Source organism: Cellulomonas pasadenensis (assembly GCF_047229365.1).
Lineage (GTDB): Bacteria > Actinomycetota > Actinomycetes > Actinomycetales > Cellulomonadaceae > Cellulomonas.
Window position 1 is genome coordinate 1 of sequence record NZ_JBFTEP010000004.1, and the last position, 16640, is coordinate 16640.

Consider the following 16640-nt stretch of genomic DNA (forward strand, 5'->3'; position numbering starts at 1 on the left):
CGGTCGGCGGCCGCGGCGGACCTCACGGGCGGCGACGTGTCGGCGTTCGAGGCCCTGCGCGCGTGGCGCGCGGGCGCGGCCAAGGAGCAGGGCGTCCCGGCGTACGTGGTCTTCCACGACGCGACCCTGCGGGAGATCGCGACGCGCCGGCCGACGACGCGGGCCGAGCTCGGCACGATCGGCGGCGTCGGCGCCGCCAAGCTCGACCGCTACGCGGACGGGGTGCTGGCGACGATCGCCGCACTCGGCGACGACGCGGCCTGACGACCGCCGAGCGGGCTCGGCGGCGGCGCTCGTCCCGGAGCCGGCGCTCGTCCCGGGGTCGGCGCCGATGGGCGGGCCGGCGCCGGCGGGACAGGTGCGTGCCTCCGCGCCGCGTGTCCACGACGGCGTGTCGGCGTGGGGACGACCTGTCCTCCATGGCCGTACGCACACGAGGCGCACACCGTGCGTACGCCCGCGGGCGGGATTCTCCGCGCGTGTGCCGACACGCCGGGCGTGACGCTCCGGAGCCCCGAACGCCTCGCCCACCGCCACAGCCGCCGGCGGACGGGTGCGGCGACGCAGGGGCCCGACGGGTGCGGCGACGCAGGGGCCCGACGGGCGCGGCGAGGGGCGGCGAGCCCGCCGGGGTGGCAGGCGTCAGGCGGGGGCAGGGCCCGTCGACCCGCGGATGACCAGGTGCGTGGGCAGGACCGACGGGTCGCTGCCGTACCCGGCATACGGCCCGGTGCCCTCGAGCCGGGAGATGAGCAGGTCGGCGGCGAGGCGGCCGGCGCGCTCCATCGGGGACGCGACGGTCGTCAGGGCCGGGCGGACCAGGTCGGCGCCGAAGACGTCGTCGCAGCCCACGACGCTCATGCGGGCGGGCACGTCGACCCCGCGGGCGTCGAGCCGCTCGAGGATGCCGAACGCGAGCAGGTCGTTGAACGCCACCACGGCGGTGACGTCCGCCTGGACGGCGGCGTCGGCGGCCGCGGGCCCGGCCGTGCGCACCGGTGCGTACGGGCCGAGGACCGTGACGTCGAGGCCGAGGCGCGCGGCGGCGGGGTGCAGCGCGGCCTGCCGGCGGGTGTCGGACCACGACGTCCGGGGGCCGGACGCGTACGCGACGCGGCGGTGCCCCAGCGAGGCGAGGTGCTCGAGCGCCTGCACGAGGCCGCCGGGGGTGTCGATGAGCACGCTCGGCGCCGACAGGGACGGGCTCGTGCGGTTGACCGCGACGACCGGGAGGTCGGCGGCGAGCTCGGCGAGGCGCGCGTCGGCCAGGCGCGACGCGGCGAGCACGGCGCCGTCGACGGTGCCGCGCAGGCCGACGAGCGCACGCGCCTCGGCCTCGGCGGACTCCTCGGTGTCGACGAGCACCTGCACGTAGCCGCCCTCGCGCAGCCGCGCGCCCGTGCCCCGGACGAGCCCGAAGTAGAACGGGTTCGTGACGTCGGGGACGACGAGTGCCACCGTGGTGGTGCGCCCCGACGACAGCGCGCGGGCCGACGCGCTGGGCGTGTACCCGAGGGCGTCGGCCGCGGCGCGGACCCGCTCGGTGGTGTGCGCGCTGATGCGTCCGGGACGCGTGAGGGCGCGCGAGGCCGTCGACACGGCGACACCCGCCTTCTCGGCGACGTCGCGCAGCGTGGGCTGCCTGCTCACGCGGTCCTCCGTTCGCTGACGGGTCGTGACGGGCCCGGCGCACCGCCGCCGAGGCGGCGTGCCCGTGGCACATCGGGTGGCAAATCATGGCACACGATTGCCATGTCGCGGCAGCCCTGCCTACGCTCGCCGCAGCCCGCCGACGAGGTGCGGGCGGAGGGAGTGACGAGGATGTCCACCGCGATCCGCACCGCCGAGGTGCTGGTCTCCAGCCCCGGCCGCAACTTCGTGACCCTGCGCGTGGTCACCGAGGACGGCGTCGTCGGGCTCGGCGACGCGACGCTGAACGGCCGCGAGCTGTCCGTCGCCAGCTACCTGACCGACCACGTGGTCCCCCTGCTCATCGGCAGGGACGCGCACCGGATCGAGGACACCTGGCAGTTCCTCTACCGCAGCGCGTACTGGCGCCGCGGCCCGGTGACCATGGCCGCCATCGCCGCCGTCGACATGGCGCTGTGGGACATCAAGGCCCGCATCGCCGGCATGCCGCTGTACCAGCTGCTCGGCGGCGCCAGCCGCACCGGGCTCATGGCGTACGGGCACGCGTCCGGGCGGGACCTGCCGGAGCTGTTCGACTCGATCCGCCAGCACCTCGACGAGGGCTTCCGCTCGATCCGCGTGCAGACCTCCGTGCCCGGCATCACCGCCGTGTACGGCGTGGCCGCGCAGCCGTCGACGTCCGGCCGCTACGACTACGAGCCCGCGCAGCGCGCGCCGCTGCCCGCCGAGGAGGACTGGGACACCCGCGCGTACATGCGCCACCTGCCCGGCGTCTTCGAGGCCGTCCGCAACGAGTTCGGGCCCGAGCTGCCGCTGCTGCACGACGGCCACCACCGCATGACCCCGATCCAGGCGGCACGCCTCGGCAAGGACCTCGAGCCGTACGACCTGTTCTGGCTCGAGGACTGCACCCCGGCGGAGAACCAGGACGCGCTGCGGCTGGTCCGGCAGCACACCGTGACGCCGCTCGCGATCGGCGAGGTCTTCAACACCGTCTGGGACTACCAGACGATCATCCGCGAGCAGCTCATCGACTACGTGCGCTCGTCCGTGACGCACGCCGGCGGGATCACCTCGCTGCGCCGGATCGTCGACTTCGCCGCCCAGTACCAGATCAAGTCCGGCTTCCACGGCCCGACCGACATCTCGCCCGTCGGCATGGCGGCGGCGCTGCACCTCGGGCTGGCGATCCACAACTTCGGGATCCAGGAGTACATGCAGCACTCCCCGACGACGCAGGAGGTGTTCCGCACGTCGTTCACGTTCGTCGACGGCTACCTGCACCCCTCGGACGAGCCGGGACTCGGCGTCGTGCACGACGACGACGCGGCCGCACGGTTCCCGTACGAGACGGCGTACCTGCCGTTCAACCGGCTCAAGGACGGGACGGTGCACGACTGGTGACCGCGATGACGACGCAGGAGAGCTGGCAGGACGTCCCCTGGCAGGACCGTGGCTGGCACGACGCGTGGCTGCCCGACGCCGCGTTCCGGCCGCTCGGCTCCCGGCGGGTCCTCGTGGCACTCGGTCCCGACGCCGGGCCGGTCGGCGACACCGTGGTCGCGGAGGTGCGCCGGGCGACGCGGCTGTTCGGCGGCTCGCTGACGGTGAGCACGGCGGACGCGCCCGTCGAGGCCGAGGCGGTCGACGCGCACGACGTCACGCTGGTGGTCGCGGTCCGGGCGGCCGGCGTCAGCGGGGTGGCGATGCAGTTCCCGCACCCCACGACCGATCCGAACGCGCACCTCGTCGGGGCCGCGAGCGGCGGCGCCCTGGACGGGTCCGCGAGTGCACCGATCGGCGAGGAGGCGTTCCTGCTGGGGCGCCGCGGCGGCCGGGCCTACGTCGTGGCGGGCGGCCATCGCGGGCTCCTCTACGGCCTGCACGCCCTGGTCCGCGAGGGTGAGCGCGCCTGGGCGGCGGACGAGGACCAGGTGTTCGACCTCCCCGTGTCCTCCCTGCGCATGCTCGACCACTGGGACAACGTCGACGTGCACCCCGTCATGGGGCAGGTCGAGCGCGGCTACGCCGGCGGGTCGCTCTGGTTCGAGGCCGGGCGCGTGCGCGAGGACCTCACGCGCGTCGCCGCGTACGCGCGGCTGCTGGGCTCCGTCGGCATCAACGCCGTCTCGCTCAACAACGTCAACGTCGGCCGCACCGAGGCGCGGCTGCTCACGGACGGCCTGCCGGACGTGGCCCGGCTCGCCGACGTGTTCCGCCCGCACGGCATCCGCACGTTCCTGTCGGTGTCGTTCGCGGCGCCGATGACGATCGGCGGCCTGCCGACGTCCGACCCGCTCGACCCCGACGTGCAGCGCTGGTGGGCCGCGGCGGCCGACCGCGTGTGGGCGGCCGTCCCGGACTTCGGCGGGTTCGTCGTCAAGGCGGACTCCGAGGGGCAGCCGGGGCCGTTCGCGTACGGGCGCGACCACGCCGACGGGGCCAACATGCTCGCCCGGGCCGTCGCGCCGCACGGCGGCACGGTGTTCTGGCGGGCGTTCGTCTACAACCACACGCAGGACTGGCGCGACCGGTCGACCGACCGCGCCCGGGCGGCGTACGACCACTTCCACCCGCTCGACGGGCGCTTCGACGAGAACGTCGTCGTGCAGGTCAAGCACGGTCCGCTCGACTTCCAGACCCGCGAGGCCGTCTCCCCCGTCATCGGCGCGATGCCGCGCACGCGCGTGGCCGTCGAGCTGCAGGTGACGCAGGAGTACACCGGGCACCAGAAGCACGTCTGCTACCTCGGCCCCTGGTGGAGCGAGATCCTCGGCTTCCCCCTGACCGAGGGGGCGACGCGGACCGTCGCGCAGATCGCCACGGGGCTGCCCGGCGGGCCTGGGCGGACCGTGCACGGGCGGGAGGCCGCCGACCTGCGCGCCGGCGGCATCGTCGCCGTCGCCAACGCCGGCGACGACGTCTTCTGGACCGGCCACCCGCTCGCGCAGGCCAACCTCTACGCGTTCGCCCGCCTCGCGTGGAGCCCCGGGGCGAACCCGGTCGAGGTGCTCGACGAGTGGGTCGGCCTGACGTTCCCGGACGCCGACCCGCGCGTGCGGGACACGCTGCACCGCCTCATGGACGGGTCGTGGCGCACGTACGAGGCGTACACGGCGCCGCTCGGGGTCGGCTTCATGGTGACGCCCGGCTCGCACTACGGGCCGTCGGTGGACGGGTACGAGTACAGCCCGTGGGGCACGTACCACTTCGCCGACCGCGACGGCATCGGCGTCGACCGCACCCGCGCCACCGGCACCGGGTACACCGGCCAGTACGAGGCACCGTGGCGGGACGTCTACGAGGACGTCGCCACGTGCCCCGACGAGCTGCTGCTGTTCTTCCACCACGTGCCGTGGGAGCACCGCCTGCAGTCGGGCACGACCGTCGCGCAGCACGTGTACGACTCGCGCGCGGACGCCGTCGACGAGGTCGGGCGGATGGTCACCGCGTGGACGGACGTCGCCGGGCTCGTCGACGACGCCCTGCACGCGCGGGTCACCGAGCGCCTGGCCGAGCAGCTGCGCTCGGCCACGGAGTGGCGCGACCAGGTGCGCACGTACGTGTTCCGCAAGAGCGGCGTCCCGGACGCGTCGGGTCGCCCGATCTACTGACGCACCCGCGCGTGCGGCGGCGCGGGCTCGTGCAGCGTTGCGGACACCGGGGGTCCGCAACGCTGCACGCGCAGGACGGTCGAGCCGTGCGCGCGAGCCGTCAGCGGCCCGTGCCGTCGACCGCGTGCTCCTCGATCGCGGCGATCTCGTCCGCGGTGAGCGGCGCCGCGGACATCGCCTGCACGTTGTCCTCGAGCTGCGCGACCGAGCTGGCGCCGATGAGCGCCGACGTCACGCGCTCGTCGCGCAGGACCCACGACAGCGCGAGCTGCGCGAGCGACTGCCCGCGGCCCGCCGCGATCTCGTCCAGCGCCCGCGCCCGCGCCAGGTACGTCTCCGACAGCGCCTGCGACGAGAGGAACGGGCTCGCGCCCGCCGCACGGGACCCGGCGGGCGCCTCGCCGCCCAGGTACTTGCCCGTGAGCAGCCCCTGCGCGAGCGGCGAGAACACGATCATGCCGACGCCCAGGTCCCCGACCGCGTCGAGGAGCGACTCGCTCTGCCCCTCGCCGACCAGCTCGACGTGCCGGTTGAACATCGAGTAGCTGGGCTGGTGGATGAGCAGGCGGGTGCCCATCTCGCCGAGGATCCGGTGCGCCTCGCGCGTCTGCGCCGGCGTGTAGTTGGAGACGCCCGCGTAGAGCGCCTTGCCGCTCGTCACCGCGTGGTGCAGCGCGCCCATCGTCTCCTCGAGGGGCGTCGTCGGGTCCGGGCGGTGGTGGTAGAAGACGTCGACGTACTCGAGGCCCATGCGGCCCAGGGACGCGTCGAGCGAGGACAGCAGGTACTTGCGCGAGCCGCCGTCCTGGTACGGGCCCGACCACATGTCGTAGCCCGCCTTCGTCGAGATGACGAGCTCGTCGCGGTACGGCCGCAGGTCGCGCGCGAGGTGCCGGCCGAAGTTCTCCTCGGCGGCGCCCGGCAGCGGCCCGTAGTTGTTGGCCAGGTCCATGTGCGTGACGCCGAGGTCGAACGCGCGGCGCAGCACGGCGCGCTGCGTCTCGAACGGCGTCTGGTCGCCGAAGTTGTGCCACAGGCCGAGCGACAGCGCCGGCAGGTCGAGGCCGGAGCGGCCGGTCCGGCGGTACGTCATCGCGTCGTACCGGGCGTCGTCGGCGCGGTACGGCTGCAGGCTCGGCATCGGTGGCGTCCTCACGTGGGTCGGGGCGGCGCCCGCCTCGGGCACCGTCCGCCAGGCTAGCCGCGCCGCCCGAGCGCGTCGGCCGCCCGTCGCACCCACCACCGCTGCCAGGGCGTCTCGACGGCGCCGGGCCGGTAGTGCGCGCGCACCCAGTCGACCGCGTCGTCCGCGGGCACGCCGCCGAGCACGGCGAGGACCGCGAGCGCCGTCCCGGTCCGGCCGGTGCCGCCGGCGCACGCGACCTCGACGCGCTCGTCACCCGCCCGCGCGTGGGCCTCGCGCAGCGCCGCGAGCGCGTCGGGGGTCGACACGGGCAGCGCGAAGTCGGGCCAGCGCACCCAGCGGTGGTCCCAGGTGCGCGGCGGCGGGCGCCGGCCGAGGAGGTAGACGCCCAGCTCGGGGTCGGGGCCGTCGGGCGACGCTGCGCGCAGGCCGCGCCCGCGCACGGACCGGCCGTCGGGCAGCACCACGACACCCGGTCCCGGCGTCCACGCGCCCACGCCGCACCTCCGTCCGCACCCGGCCTGCCCGCGCGCCGATCGGACCGCACCGCGCCACCCGCGGTCAAGCCCCGACCACCGGACGCCGTCACCGGTGCGCCGCCGGCACCGGCGCGCCGACCACCCCGTCCCCCTCCTCCCCCCTCGACGGACCGCCCTCGCCGAGTGCGGTCGATCCCACCGAGTGCGGTAGTCGTACCTGCCGCACTCGGTGCGACGTACCGCACTCGGCGGACGCGCGGGGGACGCGCGCAGGGGGCGGGCGTGCGCGGGGTGCGCGGGTGCGCGGGCGGGGCGGGCGTGCACGACGACGCCCGGCCGCCGGCGGGTGCCGGCGACCGGGCGGTCGCGGTGGTGCGTGGGGGTGCGTCAGCGGTGGTGGTGCGACCCCGGCTCGGCGACGTGCGCCGAGTCCTCCGCCGCGTCCCCGTCCTTGCCACGCGTGGCGTAGAGGCTCGTCGCGGTGACGACGCCGAGGATCGCGACGATGACGACGAGCGACCACACGGTCGGCACCTCGGGGGTGGCCGGCCAGATGCCGTGCGCCCAGTGCAGGACCAGCTTGACGCCGATGAAGCCGAGGATCGCGGCGAGGCCGTAGCCGAGGTGCACGAGCTTGGACAGGGCGCCCTGGAGCACGAAGTACAGGGCGCGCAGGCCGAGCAGCGCGAACGCGTTGGTCGCGAACACGAGGTACGGGTCGCCGGTGATGCCGTAGACGGCGGGCACGGAGTCGACCGCGAACACGATGTCGGTCGCGAACACGGCCACGACGACGACCGCGAGCGGCGTGAGCATCCGCTTCCCGTTCTCGACGACCGAGAACCGGGTGCCGCGGTAGTCGTCGGTCACCGGCATGAAGCGGCGGATGAGCTTGACGGACCGCATGTTCGCGACGTCGACGTCGTGGCTCGCGCCCGACACCTGGTCACGCAGGATCTTCACGCCCGTGAGCAGCAGGATCAGGCCGAACACGAGGAACGCGATCGCGAAGTTCGCGAGGAACGCCGCGCCGAGCGCGATGAAGATGCCGCGCAGCACGAGCGCGCCGATGATGCCCCACAGCAGGACGCGCTGCTGCAGGACCGCGGGCACCGCGAACGCGCTGAGCAGGAGCATGAACACGAACAGGTTGTCGACGGACAGCGACTTCTCGACCAGGTACCCGGTGAGGTACTCGACGCCGGTCTGCTGGCCGTACTGCGACCAGATCCAGCCGCCGAACGCGAGCGGCAGCGCGATGTAGAAGGCCGACCAGCCGGCCGCCTCCTTCATCGACACCTCGTGCGGTTTGCGCGTCACGAGGAAGTCGAGCGCGAGCAGCGCGATCACGCCCGCGATGGTGACGCCCCACAGGGTGGGGGTCGCGATGGTGCTGATGGCCGAGCCGGACGCGGCGTCGGCGGCAGCGAGAACTGGGGTCAACGGAGTCTCCTACCGGGAAGTGGTGTGGCTCCGAGGTCTCCTTCACCCGCCTGCGGCGGGCCACCGCCCGAGGTCGCACCGGGTGCGCCGTACTGACCGGGTCGGTGCGGGGAAGTACTCCCCTCGACGGGGACAGGGTACGGGACGCGGGCCCGCCCCGCGTCAGCAGGCGGCGCCCTGCCGCAGCACCATGACCTGCGCCGGCGCGAGCGTCAGCTCCTCCCCCACGGCGACCTCGCGGCCCGTGAGCAGGTCGGTGCCGCCGACCTCGAGCGTGACGGTGCGCAGGGCGTCGCCGTGGTGCAGCAGGAAGCGGTAGCAGGTGCCGTCGGGCGCGACGCGGTCGGCCACCTCGACGCCGTCGTCGTCCGCGTGCGGACCGACCAGCCCGTGCCGGTCGAGCACCGCGCGCAGCACGGCCGCGACGCCGTCGTCGTCGAGACCCGTACCGACGTGCCACGCCGCGCCCGCGCCGCGGGCCGCCCGCGTGACGGCCGGCGTGCCGGCGTAGAAGTCGGCGCCGTACGTGCCGACCACCTCGGTGCCGGCGTGCGGCACGAGCAGCTCGAACACCAGCTCCGCGTCGTGCACGGCCTCGGCCCCGCCCAGGCGCAGCGTGACGGGGTTCGCCGCGCCCGGCGCCGCCGAGTCGGTCTCCTCGACGCGCACGCCCAGCAGCCGGTCCAGCGGCGGCTCGCCGAGGAACGCGTTCGTGCCCTCGTCGACCCGCCCGCCGTAGAACGTCGTCACGAGGGACCCGCCGCCCTCGACGTGCGCGGTCAGCCGCTCGACGACGTCGCCCTTGAGCATGTGCAGCAGCGGCGCGACGACGACGTCGTACCGCGACAGGTCCGCGGTGACCGGCACCACGTCGACCTGCACGTTCGCGTGCCACAGGGCGCGGTGGTACCGCAGGAGCGTCGCGACGTAGCCCACGTGCCGGTTGTACCCGTCGGTCATCTCGACGGCCCACCACGAGTCCCAGTCGAGCAGCAGCGCGACCCGGGCCGGCGTGCGGGCGCCGAGCAGCGCGTCGCCCGTCACGGCCAGCGCGCCGCCGAGCTCGGCGACCTCGCGGAACACGCGCGTGTCGGTGCGGCCCGAGTGGTCGAGCACCGCGCCGTGGTACTTCTCGCACGCGCCGCGGGACTGCCGCATCTGGAAGTACAGGGTCGCGTCGGCGCCGTGCGCGACCGACTGCCACGTCCACAGCGCGAGCACGCCGGGGCGCTTGACCGGGTTGACGTCGCGCGACGCCGTGATCGACGGCGTCTGCTCCATGATCCAGAACGGCTGGCCGTCCTTCAGGCCGCGCATCGCCGCGTGCGTGGCGGCCATCCGCGCGGCCGTGCGCACCGGGTCGTCGGCGGGCGGGTAGTTGTCCCACGACGCGAAGTCCAGGTGCTCGGCCCAGCGGTGGTAGTCGACCGGCTGGTAGAGCCCCATGAAGTTCGTCGTGACGGGCGTCGTCGCGTCGTGCGCGCGGATCGCGGCCTTCTCCGCGACGAAGCCGCCGAGCAGCGCGTCCGACAGGAAGCGGCGGTAGTCCAGGCTGATGCCCTGGAACGCCGTGTGGTTCGGGCCGCGCCAGTGCTCCGACAGCATCGACGGCGCCGGGATCTCGTCCCAGTCGGTGAACACGTGCGACCAGAACAGGGTGCTCCAGGCGTCGTTGAGCCGGTCCAGCGAGCCGTACCGCTCGCGCAGCCACACCCGGAACGCGGCGGTGCACGCCTCGCACCAGCAGCCGCCGCCGTACTCGTTGCCGACGTGCCACGCGACGACCGCCGGGTGGCCGGCGTACCGCTCCGCGAGGCGGTCGGCCATCGCGACCGACAGGCGCCGGAAGTCCGGCGACGACGGGCAGTGGTTGTGGCGCTGGCCGTAGACGTGCCGCCGCCCCTCGAAGTCCACGCGGCAGGCGTCCGGGTAGGCGCGCGCGAGCCACGGCGGCATCGCGCCGCTCGGCGTCGCGAGGACGACCTGCCGCCCCTCGGCGGCGACGCGCTCGACGATCGCGTCGAGCCGCGAGAAGTCGTACGTGCCCTCCGCGGGCTGCAGGTGCGCCCACGCGAACACCCCGACGGTGAGCGTCGAGATCCGCGCCGCGGAGAACGCCGCGTGGTCGGCGTCCCAGACGTGCTCGGGCCACTGCTCGGGGTTGTAGTCACCGCCGTAGCGCAGGTGGTCGGACAGCGGGAGACCGGGGCCGTGCAGGGTCATGCGTGAGGACCTCGTCCGTGGTCGGTGGGGCGGGTGAACCGGGCGGTCGCGTCACGCAGCACCGGTGCGGCGTTGCGCGTGAGGGCGAGCGCGAAGGGGCCGAGCAGGGCGACGAGCACCCAGTCGGACGTGAGCACGACGACGCCGACGCACAGCACGAGCAGCGACAGCGTGCCGAGGGTGACGAGCGGCCGTGCGGCCAGGTAGTACGCGGCGAGGCGGGCGACGTCCCGCGTCCGCAGGCTCAGCGTCGCCGAGAGCACCAGCGCGTTCGCGGCCCACAGCAGCAGGGCCGCCGCGACGACGGCCAGCACCACGCCGTACCCGGCGGGGACGCGCGCCTGCCCGAGGTTGCCGGCGGTGAACCCGACGACCGCGAGCACGGCGACCGTCGGCACCCACCAGCGCAGGACGTCGAGCGCGTTCAGCCGGTACCCGCGCCAGAAGTGCCGGCCGGGCCCGAGGTCGCGGTCCCCGAGGAACCGCCGCCACGCGAACACGGCCGCCGCCAGCGCGGGCGCGAGCGGCACGGCCGCGAGCGCCACGAGCGGCGCGTTGCTCGGGTCGGAGAGGAGCAGCGGGACGACGGCGAGCGGCAGGCCGCCGGTGAGCACGGTGAGCCCGCTCACCGTCAGCACCCACCACACCACCGCGGCCCCCCGCGACAGCGGGCCGGCACCGATCTCGTCGTCCGGGGCGCCGCGTCGCGCCCCCGCACCGTCGTAGGTCATGGCGGTCATGCTCGCAGCCGCTCGTGCGGCGCCACGAGCCGGTCGTCGTCGACGCCCAGCGCGCGCCGGTCGTCCAGCCCCTCGTGGTGCGTGGGCGTCACGGGCAGGACCTCGACGAACGTCACCTCGTGCCGGGACAGCACGAGGTCCAGGTCGACGCGGGCGTCGTGCACGGGCGCGTGGGCGTGGGACGTCGCGGGCGTCGCGCACGCGCGCAGCAGGTCGAGCTCGCGCGCGGTGGGCGAGAACGGCCGGCCGAGCTCGCGCCACGCGGCGAACGCGTTGCCGTCGTGCTCGTTGACGCGCTCGCGGTGCACGAACGCGGCCGGGACGCCGGCCGGCACGGGCAGGGAGAGCGAGACGCGGTGCTCGGCGGGCGCGTCGGCGGCGTCCGTGCCGCCCACCGGCTGCCACGCCAGCACGGTCACGCGGCCGTCGGGGTCGACGCACACGAGGTGGTCGTCGCCGCGCGCGAGCACGTCGCGGCCCATCCGGGCCATGAACGCGTACAGGTGGTACGTCGGCTTGGCCACCTGCCGGTGCGTCAGCATGCCGAAGCCACCGTGGAAGAACGACGTCGGCACGTTCGTCTCCTCGAAGACGTCGCAGAACGTCCAGTAGGAGAACGAGTCGACGAGGTCCCCGCCGGCCGCCAGCACGGGCGCGAGGTACGCCGCGTTGTACGCCGTGTCGTGCACGGGGTTGTCCGGGCGGTACGACGTGTTGAACTCGGTGATGTGCACCGGCAGGCCCGCGAGCGGCGTGCCCGCGACGTGCCGGCGCGGGGCGTCGAACTGCTCGAGCAGGTGCTGCGGCGGCATGAGGGTCTGGTACGTGCCGAACGGCACGTGCTGCGCCGGCCCCGACGTGTACGCGTGCCGGGACAGGAAGTCGACCGGCACGTCGCGCGAGGTCACGAAGTCCGTGAACGGCGCCCACCACTCGTCCGAGCCGGGCGAGAGGGCCGGGCCGCCCACCTGCAGGTCCGCGTCGACGTCCTTCACCGCGCGGGCGGTCGCCTCGTAGAGGCGGAGGTAGGCGTCCTGGTCGGCGTCCTTCCAGAAGACCGTGAGGTTCGGCTCGTTCCACACCTCGACCGGCCAGTGCCGCACCTCCTCGATGCCGTACCGGTCGATCTGGTGGCGCAGGACCGCCTGCACGAGCGCGACCCACGCGCGCTCGTCGCGCGGCGGCGTGATGTTGCCCTTCCACCAGAACACCGTGTCGTCGCCCGACGCGAGCTGCGACGGCATGAAGCCCAGCTCGAGGAACGGCCGGATGCCCACCGACAGGAAGTAGTCGTGCACCTGGTCGACGTAGGTCGACGCGTACCGCGTGTACGTGCGGCCGTCGACCTCGTCCGTGCGCAACGCCGCCATGTCGTCCGAGAGCAGGCCGTGCCCGCGCACGTGCCGGAAGCCGATCTCCCGCTGCACCTGCGTCAGCGAGTCGCGGTAGTCCGCGCGCAGGGCCAGGTTCATGCGCCCGGTGCCGACGCAGGCGCGCCAGGCGTCGGGCAGGGGGCCGCTGGGCTGGGTGGGGACGACGGTGCGCACGGGGACGGTCCTTCCGGTCGTTCGCGGTCAGGTGCGGCGTGCACGGGCACGGCTGGAACGGGACGGCCCGGTCCCTGCGAGCAGGGACCGGGCCGTCGCGTCGGTCGGTCGCGTCAGCCGTTCGCCTCGGCGAACCGCTGCTGCGCGCCGTTCACGACGTCGAGGTACTGCTGCATGTTCTTGCCCTCGAGCTCCGTGACGTACGCGTCCCACTCGGACAGCGGGCGCTGGCCGAGGATGAACGCGGCGGTGTTCTGGTAGACGTGGTCGCGCAGGGCCGTCTGCCAGAGCGAGACCTGCTCGCGCTCGAGCTCGTTCAGCGGCGCGGGCGGCGCCACCGGGGCGAGCTCCTTGTCGGACATCGACTCGACGAAGTCCACGACCTCCGGCCGCAGCATCGACCGGTCGAGGTCGTCCGTGGAGCCGTGCTCGAGCATCCAGACGCCGTTGTGGTACCCGTAGTCGACGTTGAGCGCCTTCGGCGCGCCGGGGTTGAGGCCGTTCTGGTCGATCTCCGGGTTCAGCGTCCGGGTGTCGCCGTCCTTCGTGTACGTCTCGCCCTCGACGCCCCACTTGGCGAACTCGAGGCCCTCGTCGGAGTAGTACAGCCAGTCGAGGAACTGGAGCATCGCGAGGAAGTCGTCCTCCTCGGCCGCCGTGGACGACAGCATCAGCCCGCTGACGAGGCGCTGACCGCCCTCGATGTCACCGGCGGGGCCCGCCGGCACGCGGATCATCGCGACCTCGCCCGTCGTGCCGAGCTCGGTCAGCGTGCTGCGGATCTTGAGGATCTCCTGGTCGTTCGTGAGCTGCGCGAACGTCTGGCCGGAGCCCATCTTCTGCAGGGCCTGGTCGTCCTCCTGCGTGAGGCTCTCCGGGTCCATGAGGCCGTCCGCGATCAGCCCGTTGTAGTACTCGAGCAGGTTGCGGTACTCGTCCGTGGCGCCCGCGTAGACGAACTCCTCGGCGTCCTCGTCCCACTGCACGCCCTCGCCGAAGCCCCAGCCGGCGATGGTGCCGAAGGCCGGCGCCGCGACGTTGAGCGTGGCCTCGAGCGGGCCGTTAGCCGACCACCGGTCGGAGATCGGGTACTGGTCGGGGTACGCGGCCTTGACCTTCTCGAGGTCGGCCTTGAAGTCCTCGAACGTCTCGGGCTCCAGGCTCAGGCCGAGCTGGTCCCACACGTCCTTGCGGACGGCGTACGTGTACATCGGCCGGACCGACTCGCGCAGGCCGGGCAGCAGGTAGTACTTGCCGTCCTCCTGGCGCAGGCGGTCGATGTCCGCCTCCAGGCCCCACCTCTCGACCTTGTCCTGGAAGTTCGGCATGTGCTCGACGTAGTCGCTGACGGGCAGGATCGCGCCGCCGGCGACGAAGGGGACCTCCTGGCCGGGGTACGTCACCGAGATGATGTCGGGGGCGTTGCCCGCGCCGATCGCGATGGACTGGGCCTGCTGCCAGTCGGACAGCGGCGCGGTCTGGATGTCGAACTCGACGTTCTGGTTCTCCTGCAGCTTCGTCAGGATGTCCCAGTCGGCCTTGAGGGGGTAGTTCGGGTGGTCGCGGTACATGAGCCCGAACGTCACCGGCTCGGTGGCCTTGAAGGTCGTGCCGACCTCGTAGTCCTCCATCGCGCCGACCTGGCCGAGCTCGCTGGCCTCGGGGGTGTCGCCGCCCTCGCCGCCGCCCGAGCCGCCGGAGCAGGCGGCCAGGGTCAGGGCCAGGGTCGTCGCGGTCGCGACGACCGCCAGCGGCCGCCTCGTCGTGGTCCTCATCGTTCTCCTTCCGAATGGAACGCCGTCGTCCTGCATCCGAGTGGGCCGCGGGCCGGGACGGACCGCGGGGCGTGCGTCACTGCTTGACCGAGCCGAGCATCACGCCCGACACGAAGTACCTCTGGATGAACGGGTAGAGGCACACGATCGGCAGGACGGTGAGGAGCATCGTCACCGCCTTGACGTTCGCGGCGATCTGCGTCGCCTCGGCCGACCCGGCGGCACCGTCCACGCTGGTCGCACCCGCGATGAGGTTCCGCAGGTAGACCGTCACCGGGTACAGCTCGCGGTGGTCCATGTAGAGGAACGCGGCGAACCACGAGTTCCAGAACGACACCGCGTAGAACAGCACCATCGTCGCGATGACCGCCTTGCTCAGCGGCAGGACGATGCGCCACAGCTTCCCGTACGTGCTCAGGCCGTCGATCTCGGCGGCCTCCTCGAGCTCGGTCGAGAAGCTCTCGAAGAACGACTTCATGACGAGCAGGTTGAAGACGCTGATCGCGTTGGGGAGCGCGATCGCCCACACGGAGTTGCGCAGGCCGAGCTCGTTCACGAGGACGTAGTTCGGGATCAGGCCGCCGTTGAAGAACATGGTGAACACGGCGATGCCGATGAACACCGTGCGGCCCTTGAGGTGGTGCTTGGAGATGGCGTACGCGAACGTCGTCGTCAGCACCATCGCCACGAGCGTCGCGACCACCGTGTAGTAGACGGTGTTCTGGTAGTTGCGCCAGAACATGCCGTCGCTCATCACGAGGTCGAACGTCGTGAGGTTGAAGCCCTTGGGCCACAGGTTCACCTGGCCGGCGTTGATGTACGCCTCGGAGCTGAACGCCTGCGCGGCCAGGTTGACGAACGGGTACAGCGTGACGGCCGCGATGATCACGAGCAGCGTCGCGTTGACCACGCGGAACGCCGTGTAGGCGCGCGTGTCCTTGACCCCCCGCACGGTGGAGGCGGACAGCCGCTCGTCGAGGCGTGTGACGTCGGTGGTCACCACAGGGACGCTCCCACCACTCGGCGCGAGATCGCGTTGGCGGACAGGACGAGGGTGAGGCCGATGATCGCCTCGAACAGGCCGATGGCCGTGGCGTAGGAGAACTGGCTGGACCCGATGCCGACGCGGTACAGGTACGTCGCGATGACGTCGGCCGTCGGGAACAGCAAGGGGTTGTAGAGCAGCAGGATCTTCTCGAACCCGACCGCCATGAACGTGCCGATGTTGAGGATGAGCAGCACGACCATCGTCGGCCGGATGCCGGGCAGCGTGACGTGCCAGGTCTGGCGCCAGCGGTTCGCGCCGTCGATCCGCGCGGCCTCGTAGAGCTGCGGGTCGATCGTCGACAGGGCGGCGAGGTAGAGGATCGTGCCCCAGCCGACGGTCTGCCAGATCTCCGAGCCGATGTAGACGGTGCGGAACCACTCGGGCAGCTGCATGAACGCGACCGGGCTGCTGCCCAGCGCCGTCATGACCTGGTTGATGGTGCCGCGCACCGCGGTCAGCTGGAACACCAGGCCGGCCACGATGACGACCGACATGAAGTGCGGCAGGTACGAGATCGTCTGGATGATCCGCTTGAACCGGCTCGAGCGCAGCTCGTTGAGCATGAGCGCGAGCACCACGGGCAGCGGGAAGATGATGACGAGGCTGAGCACGCCGAGGACCAGCGTGTTCTGGAAGACGTTCCAGAACGTCTGGTCCTGGATGAACATCCGCACGTAGTGCAGGCCCACCCACTCCTCGCCGAAGATCGATCCGCCGGGCCGGAACCGGCGGAACGCGATGACGTTCCCCAGCATCGGCACGTAGCGGAAGATCGCGAAGAACACGAGCGGCAGGACGAGCAGCGAGTAGAGCTGCCAGTCGCGGCGCAGCGCCTTGCGCCAGCTGGTGCGGGCGCCGCGGTCGTGCCGGCGGTCGCGGCCGAACCGGCGTCCCGGCGCGGCGGCACCGGCGACCATGCCGATGGTGGCCGCCGCGGCGGGTCCGGAGCCGCCCCCGGTCGGCGTCGCCGACGTGGT

13 protein-coding genes are annotated in these 16640 nt (G+C 73.2%); 3 read left to right on the forward strand and 10 right to left on the reverse strand.

Annotated elements, in window-relative coordinates; translation table 11 throughout:
- Positions 1-264, forward strand: a 264-nt coding sequence (locus AB6N23_RS01250; RefSeq protein ID WP_412863962.1) for an HRDC domain-containing protein, incomplete at its 5' end; no start/stop codon positions are given.
- Positions 265-642: 378 nt separating this feature from the next.
- Here the strand turns inward: AB6N23_RS01250 and AB6N23_RS01255 are convergent.
- Positions 643-1650 (reverse strand): LacI family DNA-binding transcriptional regulator, encoded by a 1008-nt coding sequence (locus tag AB6N23_RS01255; protein ID WP_412863964.1) that lies wholly within the window; start codon positions 1648-1650, stop codon positions 643-645.
- 171 nt (positions 1651-1821) lie between these two features.
- On the opposite strand from AB6N23_RS01255, the gene manD reads away from it, so the two are divergent.
- A complete protein-coding gene (gene manD / locus AB6N23_RS01260) occupies positions 1822-3054 on the forward strand; it encodes a D-mannonate dehydratase ManD (RefSeq protein WP_412863966.1) in 1233 nt (410 codons plus the stop codon).
- 5 nt (positions 3055-3059) lie between these two features.
- On the forward strand, positions 3060-5264 hold the full coding sequence (locus AB6N23_RS01265; protein ID WP_412864058.1) for an alpha-glucuronidase: 2205 nt from the start codon (positions 3060-3062) through the stop codon (positions 5262-5264).
- Positions 5265-5364: 100 nt separating this feature from the next.
- Here AB6N23_RS01265 and AB6N23_RS01270 read toward each other — a convergent pair whose 3' ends face one another.
- From AB6N23_RS01270 to AB6N23_RS01310, 9 genes are all read right to left on the reverse strand, one after another.
- Positions 5365-6405 (reverse strand): aldo/keto reductase, encoded by a 1041-nt coding sequence (locus AB6N23_RS01270; protein WP_412863968.1) that lies wholly within the window; start codon positions 6403-6405, stop codon positions 5365-5367.
- A 56-nt stretch (positions 6406-6461) separates the two neighbouring features.
- Entirely contained in the window at positions 6462-6905 is a 444-nt protein-coding gene (locus AB6N23_RS01275) for a protein-tyrosine phosphatase family protein (protein ID WP_412863970.1), read from the reverse strand.
- A gap of 369 nt (positions 6906-7274) precedes the next feature.
- The gene (locus AB6N23_RS01280; protein WP_412863972.1) at positions 7275-8330 is read right to left on the reverse strand and encodes a TerC family protein; all 1056 of its coding nucleotides are present in this window, start codon (positions 8328-8330) and stop codon (positions 7275-7277) included.
- Between the two features lie 162 nt (positions 8331-8492).
- Positions 8493-10553 (reverse strand): beta-galactosidase, encoded by a 2061-nt coding sequence (locus AB6N23_RS01285; protein WP_412863974.1) that lies wholly within the window; start codon positions 10551-10553, stop codon positions 8493-8495.
- Positions 10550-11293 carry a glycosyl transferase gene (locus tag AB6N23_RS01290; RefSeq protein ID WP_412863976.1) on the reverse strand — a complete coding sequence of 248 codons (744 nt, stop codon included), beginning with the start codon at positions 11291-11293 and terminating at the stop codon, positions 10550-10552. The genes AB6N23_RS01285 and AB6N23_RS01290 overlap by 4 nt, the downstream gene beginning before the upstream one ends.
- Positions 11290-12840 carry a GH39 family glycosyl hydrolase gene (locus AB6N23_RS01295; protein WP_412863978.1) on the reverse strand — a complete coding sequence of 517 codons (1551 nt, stop codon included), beginning with the start codon at positions 12838-12840 and terminating at the stop codon, positions 11290-11292. The genes AB6N23_RS01290 and AB6N23_RS01295 overlap by 4 nt, the downstream gene beginning before the upstream one ends.
- A gap of 113 nt (positions 12841-12953) precedes the next feature.
- Positions 12954-14615 (reverse strand): ABC transporter substrate-binding protein, encoded by a 1662-nt coding sequence (locus AB6N23_RS01300; protein ID WP_412863980.1) that lies wholly within the window; start codon positions 14613-14615, stop codon positions 12954-12956.
- 76 nt (positions 14616-14691) lie between these two features.
- Complete coding sequence (locus AB6N23_RS01305; RefSeq protein ID WP_412863982.1) at positions 14692-15615, reverse strand: carbohydrate ABC transporter permease; 924 nt, start codon at positions 15613-15615, stop codon at positions 14692-14694.
- Positions 15612-16580, reverse strand: coding sequence for an ABC transporter permease (locus tag AB6N23_RS01310; protein WP_412864060.1), 969 nt, complete (start codon positions 16578-16580; stop codon positions 15612-15614). The genes AB6N23_RS01305 and AB6N23_RS01310 overlap by 4 nt, the downstream gene beginning before the upstream one ends.
- Positions 16581-16640: the final 60 nt, after the last annotated feature.

What these genes read in the sequence shown, in the direction of transcription:
- manD (WP_412863966.1), top strand. Translation starts at nt 1,822, where the DNA reads ATGTCCACCGCGATCCGCACCGCCGAGGTGCTGGTCTCCAGCCCCGGC.
- AB6N23_RS01265 (WP_412864058.1), top strand. Translation starts at nt 3,060, where the DNA reads ATGACGACGCAGGAGAGCTGGCAGGACGTCCCCTGGCAGGACCGTGGC.
- AB6N23_RS01270 (WP_412863968.1), bottom strand. Translation starts at nt 6,405, where the DNA reads ATGCCGAGCCTGCAGCCGTACCGCGCCGACGACGCCCGGTACGACGCG.
- AB6N23_RS01285 (WP_412863974.1), bottom strand. Translation starts at nt 10,553, where the DNA reads ATGACCCTGCACGGCCCCGGTCTCCCGCTGTCCGACCACCTGCGCTAC.
- AB6N23_RS01290 (WP_412863976.1), bottom strand. Translation starts at nt 11,293, where the DNA reads ATGACCGCCATGACCTACGACGGTGCGGGGGCGCGACGCGGCGCCCCG.
- AB6N23_RS01300 (WP_412863980.1), bottom strand. Translation starts at nt 14,615, where the DNA reads ATGAGGACCACGACGAGGCGGCCGCTGGCGGTCGTCGCGACCGCGACG.
- AB6N23_RS01310 (WP_412864060.1), bottom strand. Translation starts at nt 16,580, where the DNA reads ATGGTCGCCGGTGCCGCCGCGCCGGGACGCCGGTTCGGCCGCGACCGC.